This window comes from Aeoliella mucimassa, from assembly GCF_007748035.1.
GTDB classification, from domain to species: Bacteria; Planctomycetota; Planctomycetia; order Pirellulales; family Lacipirellulaceae; genus Aeoliella; species Aeoliella mucimassa.
The window spans coordinates 2,663,635-2,679,913 of sequence record NZ_CP036278.1 but is presented as its reverse complement, the minus strand read 5'-3'; the positions used below and the strand labels follow the sequence as shown (position 1 = coordinate 2,679,913).

Genomic DNA, 16,279 nt, shown 5'->3' with positions numbered 1-16,279 from the left:
GGTGAGTCGAAGTAGGCTGCGCAGGATGAACCTCCGCAGCCAGCTCACTCTTCCACCTATTCCATAGTCTCCTCACTCTTCGTTATGGAATTTGGTCCATGTTGCAACTCGACTCATTGAACTGGCTGACGCTAGCCGCGATGGAACCGCTCGACTGGGGCGTCATTTGTGTGTACTTCGGCATCATCGGGTTTGTCGCCTGGTGGTACGGGCGGAATCAGAAAGATACCGACGACTTCTTCCTGGCCGGCCGCAACGCTGGCTGGATTGTGATCGGGGCCTCGATCTTTACGTCGAACATCGGCTCCGAGCACATCGTTGGCTTGGCAGGGCAGGGGGCCTCCACCGGTATGGCGATGGCCCACTGGGAACTCCACGCGTGGGTGCTCATCATGCTCGCCGGGTTGTTTGTGCCGTTCTACTATAAGTCGGGCGTGCAAACGATTCCTGAGTTCCTCGAGAAACGCTTCAACTCTCGCACCCGCTGGCTGCTCTCCATCGTCTCTTTGGTGGCCTACGTGTTCACCAAGGTGAGCGTCACGGTCTACGCTGGGGCGATCGTGTTTAAAGCCCTGCTTCCCGAAGTCAACATGACGATCGGAGGCATCTATCTCGACGCGTTTTGGATTGGTGCGTTTTCCACGGTGATCATCACCGGTCTCTACACGGTGTTCGGCGGTATGCGAGCCATTATGGCGACGGCCACGCCGCAGGCGGTGATCATTCTGTTTGGTTCGTTCGTCATTACGTACATCGGCCTTGATAAACTCGGCATGGGCCAGGGGGTTGCCGCTGGTTGGGGCGAATTGATCTCCATCAGCAAAGAAAACGCCGACCAGTTCGCGCTATGGCGTCCTTTGTCTGACCCCGAGTTCCCCTGGCTCGGCGTGCTGATTGCCTCGCCAATTATCGGCATCTGGTACTGGTGTACCGACCAGTACATCGTGCAGCGTACGCTCGCTGCCAAGGACCTGGCGACCGCTCGCCGCGGTGCGCTGTTCGGCGGTTTGCTCAAGGTCTGGCCGGTGCTCATTTTCCTGATCCCAGGCATGATTGGCTGGTCGCTCGACGAACGATTTAACCAAGGTGCTGACGATCCGGTACTCGCAGCCCAATATGAATCGTCGATCACCAAAGAGGAGAAATCGAAGGCCGTTGCCGACGCAAACCTTCGGCTGCGAGACTTGAATCTGGAAGCCATGGAGAGTGGTGAGACCGGGTTCTACATTCCTCGTAAGCTCGACAAGAACAGCGAAGGTCAACTCGCGTTCACGATCGATGGCGACCAGGTGTTTCCGACGCTCGTGTCGCAACTGCTGCCTAAAGGCATCCGCGGTTTGATCGTCGCCTGCCTGCTGTCGGCCTTGATGAGTTCGCTGGCGTCGCTCTTTAACTCGAGTGCCGCCCTGTTTACGGTCGACGTCTACGAGAAGATGAATCCCGGGCAGTCGGAGCAGCATCTGCTCACGGTCGGGCGGGTCGCTACTGCGGTGGTGGTGGGTGCCGGCATCATCTGGATTCCCGTGATGGCTCAGATCGCCGACGGTGGTCTCTATCAATATCTGCAAAGCGTGCAGGGCTACCTCGCTCCGCCGATCACGGCTGTATTCTTGCTAGGACTCTTCTGGCCTCGCATGAACGCCGCAGGTGCGACGTGGGCACTGGCCGTCGGCTTTGTGCTCGGCATGATCAAACTCACGGTCCAAGCCCTCTTCGGGGCCGCGGACGATAAATGGTCCGATCCTCAGATCCTGGCCGCGATCGGCGACTTCAACTTCCTGTACGCTACCGGCGTGCTGATGTTAATCAGCGTTATCGTGATGATCGGCGTGTCGCTGCTCACTCCACCGCCGACGGAAGAGAAGACCCGCGGGCTGACCTACGGATCGATCCACCATCTGGCCGAGGACGAAATCGCCAACAGCTGGGACTGGGGTAACAAACTGCTGGTTGGCATGATTTTGCTATGCGTCGGCGGTATGTATCTGTACTTCAGTTTCTGGTTGAAGTAATCACCCGCAGCCCCACCTTCCGATACTCAGGGAGGTGGGGTTGTCCGGTATCGGCCATTTTCGCTTGAAATTGGGCCCCCAGAGCCCACCAACCGACGCGGTGCGCCCGTTGAATCTTCCCCAACTCAAGCTATGATAAAGGCTTACGCCGAACGAGACCGCACAGGCACGGCCCCCCGAACAGGGCCCACTACCCGCGATTCTCGGTAGGTTTTGGAGGGTAAGCGAATGGCTAGCGGCCTGATTGGAATTCAGGTGCCGGGAAACCGGTTGTGGGTTCGAGTCCCATGCCCTCCGCTCCATCGAACGAATAACCCCGCCTGAGCGGGGTTTTCTTTTCCGCCGCCTAATAGCTTGAGGGGGGAGTTTGCCTGGATCCTGCGGCCTTACTCCGCGGCCAGAAACTCGTCGCCCAACTTAAGTGTCTCACCGGTGTCGATCATGCGAAACATCCGAGGGCGGGTTTCGCTGGCGGGGCCGTTGGGGCTGTGCAGCACCATCATCAACTGGTCGTCGAACGTGGTGAACAAGAACCCGTGGCCGCCATCTTTGGTGTAGAGAGGCTCGGCCTGATGTCGCCAAGGGCCGGCCAGCTTGCCGGAGTCGGAAATCGACAGCCCAGTGGTATACCCACCCCCAGCGAAACTCGACCAGATCATGAACAACTTGCCCGACTTCGAGCGGTGGAACGACGGGCCATCGGTCACGTACCCTCCCTCGCTCCCACGCCGGGGCCAGGGGGCCTGGTCGGCTGAGAACAACCGCACTGGCTCACCAGTTGCCCGCGACAAATCATCGGTCAGCGGCACGTACTCGATCGTGCCGACCGTGATCTGCACCCATTCATGGCAAAACACCATCGCTGGCTTGCCATCTTCCACCAGCAGTGTGCCATCGAGCGTCATCATATCGGTCGGCGGAGTCGAACGAGGCGCTAGCGCCGTGAATGGTCCGCTGGGCGAGTCCGATTTCAGCACGGTCGAACCACGAATCACCCGCGGCCGCCAGTTACGCCATTGCTCAGGGAGCAGCGTGCGGGTGTCGTAGGTCAAGAATAGGTAGTAACTGCCGCGATAGGCGTGCAGCTCCGGCGCCCAGATACCACGGACATCCACGTCGCCCCACGCCCGCTCGGGCACTTCGTAGATCATCTGAGGGCCTTCCCACGTCCGCAAATCGGTGCTCGTGTATTGCCAGATCCGCGGCCCGCGCGACCCAATCATGTAGTAGGTCTTCGATTTGGCGTCGGGCAGGATGCAGACGTCTCGCAGGCGAACATCCGCCAGGCTCAACGGCCCTGCAGGTGGTTCAAATCGCCGTGGCCGCTGCGGCGACGGGGTATCTTGGGCGAACGCCATGTCGCCGATGCACAAAACGAGAGCCAGTAACAACAATCGCGACAGCACCAACATGATTCGCCTTCTCGATGGGATCCGATAGAGTCGACAAGCTAAGCCCTTGGAATAATGATTTATTTATTATAAATCGTCTCCATGGCCGCGACCACCAAGCCCACGCTCGAGGCGATGGTCCACTATTCAGGGGAGTACCAACGCACACGGATTGGTGTGCCCCGCGACTCCACCACCCGCAATGCTATCTTGCCGAACAATCTTTGCCATTTATGATTGGAACTGGCCACCAATGGTGTTCTAATGGACAGGAATGTGAGGCTATCGGCTTTTGGCTTTTTGGTGAGAGGAGGCTGCGTTATGTGATGCTTGTCTGATAAATCGAACGACTAGCGGTGCGCAGGCGATGGTTCGTGTGTGCCCGGGTTCGCTGCTGCGCGGTTGTCCAAAGCGGTGGTGGGGCTGCGTCGAAGGAAGCTCCTTCCCCTGACCCCTGAATCCTCACAAAATAGTTTCCCACCGGTGGGAATCTATTTTGGGCAACTTTGAAGGAGGGGTTGTCGTAACTCACTCGCACACAACGACTTGCGATAAGTGCGCAGCGTGAAACTGAACTACTACCGGCTGGAAGCCGGTAGGTTTGGGAAGAGTTCGTGAGCTACGGACTGAAGTCCTTCACTCACGAAGGCGTTACGCGGAAGTTATCTTCCCCGTCGCTGGGCTCCGTTCCCCGCTGCCCCTGGATATACGCGGTGATCGCTTCCTCAGTCACACTTCCGCTAGACGCCACAAAATACCCGCGGGCCCACAAATGACGCCCCCAGTACTGCTTTTGCAGATGCTGGAACTCCATCAGAAGCTTTCGCGAACTCTTGCCCTTGAGATACTGCATGATCTTGCTGGGCGAGAGATTCGGAGGGCATGACAACAAAACATGCACATGATCGGCCGAGACCGCCCCCTGCAGTATCTCAATATCGTTCGTCCGACACACCTCACGCACGATTTCACGCACCCGTACCCCGACGTCACCTCTCAGGATCGCCTTGCGGTACTTCGTGACCCACACGAAATGGTATTTCAAATCAAAGCGGCTATGTGCTCCAGTCCGGTAACTATCCATCCCAGTAGTATATGAACCTGAAGGTTTCGCCTGAAGGCGAGGGTTCTAACCCCATCGGTTGGATAATAGATTCCCATAGAATGCGTTTTGGGAAATGGGAATCTATTCGAGAATGAAAACCACTGGTTATATAGAGTTACGTAAGATTCAATTTTCCCATCGGTGGGAAAATTGGGAATCAATCGCCAGCCGTACCATTGATAGGCGAACTCTGGGGTGGTTCGCAGTTTAAGAGCTAGCTGCCGGGTTGCCTTCGCACGGGCGAATCGCGCCGCGGGTATACTATCCGAGTAACCAATGCCTGACTCTCCCCACAACTCGCATCACCAGAGCAACGCTGCCTGTTTGGCTGAGTCGACAGCATCTTACAAACCGGTCTCCGTGCAACAGTACTTTCAGCCCCCGATGGTCCGATGATTCTTAGCATCTCGAAACAATCACACCTGAAGCGGGTAACGATCGCACGTGCTTTGCTCGGAGTTGTGATTTCGACTTTCTGCTGCACCTGGGCGTTTGCGGCGGAGCGAAATATTGTGCTCATCGTGGCCGACGACCATGGTTGCGACGCTGGTTGTTATGGCAATCGCGTGATCCAAACACCAAGCATCGACGCCCTGGCGAGCGAAGGTACCGTCTTCACCAAAGCGTTCTGCACGACGGCCAGCTGCTCGGCCAGTCGATCGGTGATTCTTACCGGCATGCATAATCACGCCAATGGTCAGTACGGTCACGAACACGATTACCATAAGTTCAGCACCTGGGCGAACGCTGGGAGCTTACCTCGCTACTTAGAAAAGGCTGGCTATCGCACTGCCCGCTGCGGCAAGTTCCATGTCGCTCCCGAGAGTGTCTACCACTTCCAGCAGGTTCTCCCCGGCGGTGGCCGTAACGACATGGAAATGGCCGACCATTGTGCGGACTTCGTCTCGCAAGAGAGCGAGAAGCCATTCTTTCTCTACCTGTGCTTTAACGATCCGCACCGAGGGCGGGGAGTGAATCGCAATCTGCCGCATCAGCCGAATCGGTTTGGAAACGAAGCCGCTTCGGCCGCAAATCCAACGGTGACCTACACTCCAGACGATGTCGTGGTTCCTGAGTTTCTTCCCGACACCGCAGCCTGTCGCGAGGAGCTTGCGGAGTACTATCAATCCGTGAGTCGACTCGACGCGGCCGTGGGGCGATTGGTCGAGCACTTGAAGTCTGCTGGTGTGTACGACAAGACGCTGATCGTCTACTTGTCGGATCACGGCGTAGCCATGCCCGGGGCGAAGACCACTGTTTACGAAGGGGGCATGCACTCTCCGCTGGTGGTCCGCAATCCTTATGCAGATGCTCACAAGCCGGAGTGCGATGCGATGATCAGCTGGGTTGATATCACCCCCACGCTGCTCGACTTCGCCGGTGTATTCGACACAAATGCAAATTCCGTCAAGCAACCAATACTACGCGAGATGAAACAGGAGGCCCAACAAGCGGAGAGCTTTAAGAAGCCTTATGCGGCAGCTGGTACGTTCCATGGGCGGTCGTTTTTGCCGTACTGGAAGAACGACTCTTTCGATGGCTGGGACGAAGTATACGCTTCGCACACGTTCCATGAGATCACGATGTACTATCCGATGCGAGTGGTTCGCGAACGCAAGTACAAGCTGATCTGGAACATCGCTTCCGATTTGCCGTTTCCGTTTGCTTCGGATCTGTGGGCAGCTCCCACTTGGCAGTACCAATACCAACTTGGCCCACAGGCAAACTACGGATCGTGGACCGTGGATCGCTACGTCCATCGCCCGAAGTTCGAGCTATTCGACCTTGAGTCGGATCCTCACGAAACCAGGAATTTGGCCGACGATCCCGTCCATGCCGAGACACTCGCTCGCTTACAGCAGAAACTTAAGACATTCCAACGTGAGACCAACGATCCATGGTTGCTAAAATGGCAATACGAATAGGCGTTTCTGCCGACATCGCCTTGATGGATAGCACTCACCATGGAGCTACCAGCGCTTTGGCTGACAACCCGATTCGCTCGACGATGATGCTGCCAGATTACTCCACTTCGATCGGCTCGAGTTCAGCCATCGACGCCCACGGGCCGGCGTAACTCGACTCGGCAGTGAACCGGACGTACTGGCACTCTTCGGTTTTGTCGAAACGAATCGTCGACGCACGCTCGGTATTTCGCAAGCGACCCGCGGCAGCTTCGTGCCACGACTCGCCATCGACGCTCACCTCGACAGTGTAGCGCTGCACGCGACCGTTGATGTTGCCTTGCCGGGGAGTCGCCCGCAGCCCGGTCAGCGTCATAGGTTTGCCGAAGTCGATCACCGCTTCGTGCGGATGATGCGGCGTATCGGATTGCCAACGCGTATGCCAGAAAGTGCTTTTATTGCCGTCAATCAAACCACGAGCGCGACCGTCGGAGTCGTCGCTACTCACAGTCACCTTCCAGCCCGAACGATCAATACTGCGAGTGAACGTACGCTTGGTCACCACGCCTGGCAGCTCGCCTTCGGCTTTTGGCACCGCTTGAACTGCCACCAAACCACCCGGAGTGAAGTCGAGCCCCTCTTGGAAAGCCTGAGCCTTCTGATCGCCAAACACCACTTGAACGTCGCTTGCAGGAGCTCCGTCGACGACCAGATGATTGTTGCGATCACGACTGACCAGCAAGCTGGGACTAACCGGCACCCGCGTGCGAATCATCGTGCTGGGCTCATCGCCCGGTTGCAGTGGATGGATGCAGAACCTCACCCGAGCGGGTCCCCGATGCTGGTATTTGGTCAGACAATTCGGCCCGCAGGATCCACCTCCCAAACCACTATGCGCTCCATCAAGACTGAGTACGACTGCGTCTTCAGCAGTCAGCTCATAGGGATGCGCGGCGGTGTCGAGCGACTGCTCGGTGTACTTGAGTGCGGTGAAGCTAAGCGGCTCGTAGGCTTGAATCAGGACACCCGCGCCATGCTTATCGCGAAGCGTCAGCCACTGGGTATCGCAGTGATTGGCCATACTCTGCGGAAGCACGTAGTCTTCGTAGAGTTCATCGACCGTCGCACTGTAACGACCAATGAACTGACTTGTTTTGCGATCACAGTAGTTCTCGTAGGGACCGCGACCATAGTAAGTGACTTGATCCAGATCCTTCGGCAACATAGCGCGAAGCCCAACGCGAGGCAGCACCATTTCGTTGTTCGAAGGATTGATCACCGAGTCGACCAGCAGAGAACCATCGCCAAAGAACGTGTAAGCGACCGACAGCTCTACGTAAAAGTCATTGCCCTCGTAGGTTCGCTGAGCGGTGATCTGAACGACAAAATCGGATTGGTAGGTGATACTCACACGGCAATTATCCGCCGGCTTGAGATCGCCGAGCCTGGCGGTACGCATCGCGCCGGCCAGGTAGTTATCGTTATCGGTCGGCGCCCGGAACAAATTGGGCTCGAACCCTTGGCCATTGGTGAGCAAGTTGTGCCCGCCACACGACAAGGAAGTGAGCTGTCCGGTCGCGTCGATCTCGGCGGTCATCTTCGCCGTTCTGATCGAGTAGCCTTCGCCTTGCTCACCGCGATTCTTGGTTACGCTGAACTTGCCCATCTTCTCCGGTTGCTTCAATTCGGCATCTGGCGAAGGGAGTCCAAACTGATCATCGGCCAGCACGTAGCCTTTCGGCAGCAGTGGTTCGTCCTCAATAAGCTTGAGTTGCAGATTCAGTCGCACGTCGGATCCCGCAACCGGCTCGACCTTCGGCAGTTGCAGAGCAACTGGTTCGGTGGTCCAAGGGGCAATCTCCGGCAGCTTCGTGGTTCCGCTGGCGATCGACTCTCCATCGCGGGTGATGGACCAAGCCAAATCGCAACGCTTGCTGAGATCGGTATGGAACAACTCGTTACGAAGCCGCAGCTGGCTGCCATCGAATGTGAACTGAGCAGGTTGGTAGCTATGCTTTACCTGCATGGATTTGGCGGTGATCTGACGATCGGCAGTCACAACACCATTGATGCAGAAGTTGCCGCTGTTGGGCTTATCGCCGTAGTCGCCGCCATAGGCAAAGTAATCGCTCCGCCCGGTGGGAGCGATCTTGCCATCGGGATTCGGCCGACGAAGGCCTTGATCGACCCAGTCCCAAATGCAACCGCCAATCAAGCGAGGGTACGCTTCGTAGGCTTCCACATACTCGTCGAGATTGCCAATGGCGTTGCCCATCGCGTGGGCGTATTCGCAGACAAATTGCGGGCGTGGGTTGTTCGCTTTGCCTACGGAGTGCAACCACTCGACGCCGGGGTACATCACGCTATTCACACTGGTCGCCGGCACATCGAACGGTGCCCGCTCGTAGTGCACCGGGCGGGAGCTGTCGATGGCGCGAATCGCCGCGCTGGCTGCTTTAAAGTTCTCGCCAAAACCGGCCTCGTTGCCGAGCGACCACATGACGATCGCCGGATGGTTGCGGTCGCGGAGCACCATTCGCTCGCAACGATTCACGTGGGCATTCTGAAAATCGGCAACGTGGGCGAGCGAATCGTCACCGTACCCGTAGCCGTGCGATTCGATGTTGGCTTCGTCCACCATATAGATTCCGTGGCGATCGCACAGTTCGTACCAATCGGGATGGTTCGGATAATGGCTCAATCGCACCGCGTTCACGTTGAGCTGCTTAAACAATTCAAGATCGCGAAGCATCGACTCTCGAGTTACCGCACGACCGAAGTCGGGATGATGCTCGTGACGATTCACGCCTTTGAAGATGATCGGCTTGCCGTTGACGAGGAACTCGCCTTTTCCGCTGATTTCGACCTTTCGGAAACCAACCGTGTGGTGATGGGCGGTGGTTACTTTGCCTTTATCGTTGATCAGCGAAAGCACCAAGTCGTAACAGTAGGGGGTTTCGCCAGTCCAGGGATGCACGTCGGACAGCTTGCCGGCGAGCTCGACTTCGGTCGTTCTGGCGGATCCCAACTTGGCTTCGATCTGCGATTGCCAGACCTGGTTGCCGGAAGCATCGTACAATGCTGCGCGAACCATGCTACCTTGCTCCGCATCGCCAAGGTTCTGAAGCGTTGCATGCACAGCGAACGATGCGTTCTGATAACTGGCATCCATATCCTGAGCAATATGGTAATCCTGCAATCGCACCGCCGGAGTTCGGTACAGCAGCACGTCGCGGAAGATACCACTCAACCGCCAAAAGTCTTGGTCTTCCAGGTACGAACCGTCGGACCACCGATACACCTCCACGGCAATCGTATTTTCGCCCGGCTTAAGGTACTTGGTCAGCCGGAACTCAGCCGGCAGATAGCTGCCTTGGCTGTAGCCAACCTTTTCGCCGTTCACCCAGAGATAAAAAGCCGACTCGACTCCACCAAAGTGAATGAACACCTCGCTGCCATTCCAATCGGTCGGCAGTTCGAACGTTCGGCGGTAACTCCCTACTGGGTTTCGGTATTCGTGAGCAGTCCAGTCGGCCGGAGGTTCGCTGGTAACCTTGGGCCAATCGCGTTGGAATGGATACGTGACATTTGTGTAAATCGGCACTCCGTATCCCTGCGTCTGCCAGTTGCCTGGCACCTGAATGTTCTCCCAAGCCAAAGTATCAAAGTCAGACTTAAAGAAATCGACTGGGCGATCTTCAGGGCGTTTCGAGTAGTGGAACTTCCAGGCTCCATTGAGCGACTGCACCTGACTCGAATCACGCCATGGTGTTTTAAGTGCCTCGGTAGCTGTCGCATAGGGCATCGAAAAGACACGCCCTGGCAGTTTGTTGATGCCGATCGTATGGGGATTCTCCCAATCGTGCGACTCGGCTGCCAGTACGGCCGAAGCCATCCCGGCGAAAAGAGCAACCACAACACTGTAGCGGAATGCAAACATGATGAACCTTGATACGGTAATTCAATGGAAGTCGATTGATGGGTGCCGGGGACTCGGTGCTGGTTCACACGACGAGTAGAACTGTCGGCTAGAACAGTCGGCACTTTCGAAATTATAGGTTATGGAGCCAGCGTCTTGTAACCACCGGATGAATGTAATAGCGGAGCGAAATGTCCGAATAACAGTTGCATTTCAGTCGTCTAAAGCGCCAATCCGGACGACTGGTTCGGGGAGCGGACGGGCACTTTCGGCCAGTCGGTACCCAAAACCTGGGCCCTGGAGGGTGGAGAGATCTACCTGTCCACCGATGCGGCGATAGGCCCCCGGGTGTACGCGGGCCTCGATGTCCGACGCAGCGGGGTAAAACTGCATGGCGTTGGTCTCCACTCCACGCAACGTATGACAATGAGCGGCGAGTTGCAGATGACTGAGCTGAGCAAGCATGGGGTTCGTGAGATCCTGCACCATGAGCGACATGCCATGAGCCTGCGCCCAACACATCGAGAGCAATGCTCCAGTGAGTGTTTTGCAGGTTTTGAGTGCGACGCCGTTCCACCCTAAACGCCGACCGAACCGCACCAAGTGCCAGTCGTGAGCACTTTCGTCCATGAGCAATGGCTTGCGTTGGGCCAGCTGACTGACATCAATCTCGTATCGCTCCAAATCATAAGGAAACGGCTGTTCCACGTACAAGAGACTATCGTAAATCGCTGGTTCGTCGCTTTGTAAGCGATCGAGCACTTCGATCACGTACGCCGGATCGGTGACCGTGCAGTTGAAGTCGGCCGTGAGATGCTGCACGCCAGAGCTTTGACCAATGTTGGCGACCTGCACCAAACGATCGTAATCCCAAGCTTGATCGTTGCCTCGGAGTTTCACTTTTAAACACCGCAGACCATCACGCTCAATCCACTCCCGCAGCAAAACCGGATGGCCATCCTGCGGCTCAGTGCCGGTAAGCTCATCGGGCGAAAGGGGGTCGAGCCCACCCACCAGGTGCCATGCCTCGAGTTGGTGGTCGCCGGGCGTCTTAAGGAAGTCGGCCACGTAACGCCCAGCAAAGCTAAACTCGTCAGCCCCGTCGGGCTTCAGGAACTCACTCAGATCGGAGCTAATATAATCATGACCAAGCAGACTCCAGATCGGTTGTTCATGCAGCGCGCCGAACGCGTCGTAAGTTGCTATGTCGAATGCTGCGCAGCAGAGCAACCCTGCGAGCAAGGGAAGCGACGGTTGTTCGTTGGGAGTTTCGGTTCGCAAGCGGGCAATCTCGGGCGTGAGCACCTGGTCTTGGAATCGCTGCCCAATTTGCAGAGGATGCCCGAACTCACGAAACTCAGCCCACCGCTTTGCCATCTGCGTGGTAAACGAGTGAATCGCCTGGCTGCGAAAAGCGTAGTCGAGACTCGATGGCCAGACCCATTGTACGCTGAGCGGAGTCTCGCCCCATCCCGATGCACGCCGGCCCTGGCGGTCCTCGACCGTGACCCTCGCGCGGGCGCAGGTAACCGAGGTGAGGGTCTCGTGCCCAAACTTCAATGGCACCCGCGTTTCCACGGGAAGGAAATACAGCTCTGCGCCTACCACCTTTACATCGGTAGGCTTTGGCGTCGAAACCGCCTGCTTGGCATTCACAATCGCATGGGCTCCCGGTCGGGTGGTAGAGAGCAATAAACGCTTGCCGTATTAGACACGCGGGTCGATCGGGATGCCACTTGGATGCAGCGAATCGCTCCCCTCATGCGGCGTCGGCTGGAGGTGTGGAGAGCTTTCGCCTTGCCGAGTTAGTCGAGAGGGCGAGGCTCTACTCCATCGAAAGTAATCTTGATCGGCTTGATAAGACCTTGGTCGTCGAATTCCATGCGATCGATGCAAGTCACCCGATGGTTTCCGTCGGTCTCGCCCAACGGTCGGCGATGGTAGACTGCGTACCATTCGTCCTTGCCGGGGATCTGAATCACCGAATGGTGGCCCGCACCGGTGGCGACCTCGGGATCTTGCTTTAACACCTTGCCAATCCGCTTGAATGGGCCGAACGGTGAGTCGGCAATTGCGTACGCCACGCTATAGTTGGGCCCCGTCCATCCCCCCTCCGACCACATGAAGTAGTACTTGTCGTTGCGGACGAACATGATCGGGCCTTCCACGTAACGATCCGGAGTGATCTCGCGAAACGTTTCGCCATCTTCGAAAGGAATGAATCCGCTGAAGTCGTCGTTGAGCTTGGCAATATTGCAATGACGCCAACCGCCATAGATCAGATAGTAGGTGCCATCGACATCCTTGAAGGCAAACTGGTCGATCGGCTGCGCACGATTATGAAACTTATCGATCAGTGGCTTGCCAAGATGGTCCTTAAAGGGTCCTTCCGGGCTGTCGGAAACTGCAACCCCGATGCCACCAAGGGCTTCGTCGTTTTGGATGTCGTTGGCCCCAAAGAAGAAGTAGTACTTGTCTTCTTTCTTGATCACCGAGGGAGCCCACATCGCATAGCTCGCCCACTTAACGTCGTCGGCCTTCAACACTCGCGAGTGTTTCTGCCAATGCACCATATCCTTGGACGAGAAGCAATCAAAGAAAGTCTGCTCTCCGTACGGTGCCGAATACGTCGGGTAGATCCAATAAGTGTTCTCAAAAATCAATCCTTCAGGGTCGGCGTACCAACCTTCGACCACCGGATTGCCGGAAGTCGCTGGCGGCTGAGCCACCCCCACCGACTGTATCGCCATAGCGACCACGATCAACGAGCCGATTTTGAGCGCACGCATATTCACACCTCGTATCCAGAGAACCAACAATTGCACTTCGTACCACACGCGATGCTGCGTGCTACTAACAGCATAGCATGCGAGTCGATCCGAACCTTCGCGAGGCTATTTGCCCCGCTTTTGCTCGAACATCCACTTAAAGAACTCGGGATTGTCGTAGGTTTGGGTCCACGAGTCGTGAGCCGCTTCGGGATAGGTGGTGAACTTCACCTTCTCCGACCCAATCTTCTTGAGCGCGTCGACCATCTTTTGCGAGGCCTCCAGCGGCACTACGGGATCAATCTCTCCGTGGAACGCCCACACGGGCAAGTTGCGAAGCGTTTCTTTCTTCTCGTCGGCGGCCAGCATCACGGCAATCTCGTCGCCGCCACCACAGATGGGCGCGAGGGCTGCAAAACGTTCGGGATTTGAGGTTCCCAGATTCCAGGTTCCAAAACCTCCCATGCTCAATCCAGTGAGATACACACGATCGGCATCCACGTTGTACTCTTCCATGATCGAATCGAGCAGGCCATTCAGCTCGTCGACGTTCCACACGCGGCCTTTCGGGCATTGCGGAGAAACCAGAATGCACGGCAGGTCTTTCCCGTTGGCTACCAGTTTCGGTGGGCCATGTACCTTTACCTTCGACACGTCGGAACCACGTTCTCCGGCCCCGTGCAGGAAGAGCATCAGTGGCCAGCCTTCCGTGCGGTTCGCATCGTAGTCGCTCGGCAAGTAAAACAAGTAATCAAGCTGCTGTTCTACTTGCGCGGTGCGGGTGAAGGTTTTGCTAACCTGCTCTCCTTTTCCGTCGGCAGAAGCCGATTCACTAGAAACCGGACGATTCGGATCGAGCACTCCCAGACCGAAATCAATGTACTGCCCACCAGTGCCTTGATGACAATGGATGGCAACCAAGTTCTTTTCGCCAGGCTTGAGGGCCTGTCGTGCTTCATCGCTTACGCTAACGCTGGCGTAGTTCGATTCGAAACCGCTCTTATCAATGGCCAACACACCATTGAAGTAGACCTTCACGTCGTCGTCGTGATAGATCTGAAGCACCAACTGCGACAGTTGCTCGGCATCCAATTCTGGCAGATCAACTTCGCGACGCAGCCAGATGTCGGATGTGTTCCACTTGGTGCCAAGCTTTCCGATGTTTGGCGTTTCGCGGGTGCCAAAACCACCTTCGCCGGTCTTCCAGCTGCTGGTGTCACAAGCTGGTTGCATCCACTCGTCGCCAGGTTGGGTGAACGTGTAGGTGTACTCAACAGACGAAGTTCGCGAGTCGGCTACCAATGGAACGTACTTGGGACCGTCCCACTCAAAGCGATTCGCCTTGGCGATCCACTCGGGATCGATCTTCAGTTGGCGATCATAAGTCAACAAACCATTGATTTCGATTTCGACGTCGGTCAGCTGAGTATAGATGGCACTGGTGAGACCATTCTCTTCGTTGAACTTCTTGAGCATGCCAGTGAACTGGGCATACAGGTCTTCGAGTTCGCGCGAGTTTTTGGTCGTCGTGTAACCCCATCCCTTGGCTTGCCAGGGGTTATTGCCCATTTTCAGGCCGATACCACCGTACTCGCCCAAGGCGAAGGCCTTGCCCTCAGGGGCATCGAACACTCGCGGGGCAGGGTAGGGGTGGCAGTCGAACAAGTCGCCGAATCCCCGGTAAGGTCCACCATGGCCTTGGAAACCACTATCTTCGTTCACCAGACGCGAAGGATCGAGGTCTCGAACGATGCGAACCAGCTTCGCGGTATCGTGCTTGCCTTGGCTTTCGTTAAACACAATCCACATCACGATCGCTGGATGATTCTCCAGATTGTCGATCAAGGCCTTAAGTTGGGTTTCGTAGGCATCTTTATCGACTGCAGGACGACCGCCGGGTGGGGTGTCGTACGAGTTGGCCGAAGGCATGTCTTGCCAGACAATCAGTCCCAACCGATCGGCATGGTAGTACCACCGAGCGGGTTCGACCTTGATGTGCTTACGTGTCGTATTGAATCCAAGCTTCTTGGTGATTTCGATATCATACTTCAGAGCTTCATCCGTCGGCGCGGTATACACACCATCGGGCCAGAAGCCCTGATCGAGCGGACCAAACATGAACAGCGGCTTGCCGTTGAGCAGCAAGCGCTGAACACCATCGACTTCGGCTTTCTTGATGGATCGCATACCGAAGTAGGTTCCGATTTCGTCGACAACCTTGCCTTGCTGTTCGACCTGAATCGTCATGTCGTACAGATAAGGATCTTCGGGGCTCCAGAGTCGCGGCGATTTCACAGGAACGGTCAACTCTTCGCCTGCGGCGCCGCTGATCGACTCACCACCTTTCACTTCGACGGAAACCGTATCTTTGGAATCGCCATAGAGATCGACGGTGACCTTTACCGATTCGCCATCGACATCCGGTACGATTATCAGATCTTCAACACCGCCATCGGCGACGGGTTCGAGCCAGACGGTTTGCCAGATACCGGAAGTCGGCGTGTACATAATGCCGGCGGGACTAAGCGTTTGCTTGCCGCGCGGTTGACCTTCGGTGTAGGTGGGGTCGGTGACTTTTACCATAAGCGATTGCTCTTTGTCACCGGTCAGGTAGGGGGTAATGTCGAAACTAAAGGGATCGTAACCTCCCTCGTGACTGCCGACGCGTTTGTAATTCACAAACACTTGGCAGCGGTAGTCGACAGCACCGAAGTGCAAGAGAATGCGTTTTCCGCTCCAATCGCTGGGTACTTCGAACTTGCGACTGTAATACAGAGCATCCTCAGGCTTGAGCGATCGCTTAACACCGCTCAAGGCACTTTCCACGGGATAAGGAACGAGGATCTGGCCATCCCAGTTAATCGGACGCGTTGACTGCTTGTCGGTTATCGCGTATTGCCACAGCCCATTGAGGTTCATCCAGTCGGAACGAGTCAACTGCGGACGAGGATACTCGGGCAGCGGCTGATTCGGATCAATATCCTTGGCCCAACGGGTGAGCATCGGCGGGTCAACCGGCTTCCACTCCGCCGCATCCTGGGCTCGCAAAGGGGAAACACTGGCTGCGGCAAGAATTGCCAAGAGGGTAAACAGGGGCAAAGCGACGTTTCGGTTCATCATAAATCCGTCCGAGTAAATCGAGTTCTCCTGAGGCATTGCTGCTCTTTGGATGCGATCAAT

Annotated in this window: 9 protein-coding genes and 1 tRNA gene; 4 read left to right on the top strand and 6 right to left on the bottom strand. The window is 56.4% G+C overall.

Annotation, left to right across the window (positions count from 1 at the left end; translation table 11 throughout):
• The first annotated feature begins 98 nt into the window (after nt 1-98).
• Together Pan181_RS26550 and Pan181_RS10740 are read left to right on the top strand one after the other, a co-directional pair.
• Entirely contained in the window at nt 99-2,012 is a 1,914-nt protein-coding gene (locus Pan181_RS26550) for a sodium:solute symporter (RefSeq protein ID WP_231943806.1), read from the top strand.
• A 215-nt stretch (nt 2,013-2,227) separates the two neighbouring features.
• Nucleotides 2,228-2,309: transfer RNA gene (locus tag Pan181_RS10740), tRNA-Ser, on the top strand.
• Between the two features lie 89 nt (nt 2,310-2,398).
• Here Pan181_RS10740 and Pan181_RS10735 read toward each other — a convergent pair.
• Nucleotides 2,399-3,424, bottom strand: coding sequence for a glycoside hydrolase family 43 protein (locus tag Pan181_RS10735; protein ID WP_145246808.1), 1,026 nt, complete (start codon nt 3,422-3,424; stop codon nt 2,399-2,401).
• An 81-nt stretch (nt 3,425-3,505) separates the two neighbouring features.
• Here Pan181_RS10735 and Pan181_RS26780 point away from each other — a divergent pair, with 81 nt between their 5' ends.
• Complete coding sequence (locus Pan181_RS26780; protein WP_261342251.1) at nt 3,506-3,640, top strand: hypothetical protein; 135 nt, start codon at nt 3,506-3,508, stop codon at nt 3,638-3,640.
• A 403-nt stretch (nt 3,641-4,043) separates the two neighbouring features.
• Here Pan181_RS26780 and tnpA read toward each other — a convergent pair whose 3' ends face one another.
• Nucleotides 4,044-4,487, bottom strand: coding sequence for an IS200/IS605 family transposase (gene tnpA, locus Pan181_RS10730; protein ID WP_145246807.1), 444 nt, complete (start codon nt 4,485-4,487; stop codon nt 4,044-4,046).
• A 413-nt stretch (nt 4,488-4,900) separates the two neighbouring features.
• On the opposite strand from tnpA, the gene Pan181_RS10725 reads away from it, so the two are divergent.
• Complete coding sequence (locus Pan181_RS10725) at nt 4,901-6,433, top strand: sulfatase family protein (RefSeq protein WP_145246806.1); 1,533 nt, start codon at nt 4,901-4,903, stop codon at nt 6,431-6,433.
• A 97-nt stretch (nt 6,434-6,530) separates the two neighbouring features.
• On the opposite strand, the gene Pan181_RS10720 is transcribed toward Pan181_RS10725, so the two are convergent.
• The 4 genes from Pan181_RS10720 to Pan181_RS10705 all read right to left on the bottom strand — a co-directional run bounded on the left by Pan181_RS10720 (nt 6,531) and on the right by Pan181_RS10705 (nt 16,219).
• Nucleotides 6,531-10,352, bottom strand: coding sequence for a glycoside hydrolase family 2 TIM barrel-domain containing protein (locus tag Pan181_RS10720; RefSeq protein ID WP_145246805.1), 3,822 nt, complete (start codon nt 10,350-10,352; stop codon nt 6,531-6,533).
• A gap of 192 nt (nt 10,353-10,544) precedes the next feature.
• The gene (locus Pan181_RS10715; RefSeq protein ID WP_197529151.1) at nt 10,545-12,023 is read right to left on the bottom strand and encodes a mandelate racemase/muconate lactonizing enzyme family protein; all 1,479 of its coding nucleotides are present in this window, start codon (nt 12,021-12,023) and stop codon (nt 10,545-10,547) included.
• A 113-nt stretch (nt 12,024-12,136) separates the two neighbouring features.
• On the bottom strand, nt 12,137-13,120 hold the full coding sequence (locus Pan181_RS10710; RefSeq protein ID WP_145246804.1) for a glycoside hydrolase family 43 protein: 984 nt from the start codon (nt 13,118-13,120) through the stop codon (nt 12,137-12,139).
• A gap of 105 nt (nt 13,121-13,225) precedes the next feature.
• The gene (locus Pan181_RS10705) at nt 13,226-16,219 is read right to left on the bottom strand and encodes a sugar-binding domain-containing protein (protein ID WP_145246803.1); all 2,994 of its coding nucleotides are present in this window, start codon (nt 16,217-16,219) and stop codon (nt 13,226-13,228) included.
• Nucleotides 16,220-16,279 lie beyond the last annotated feature (60 nt).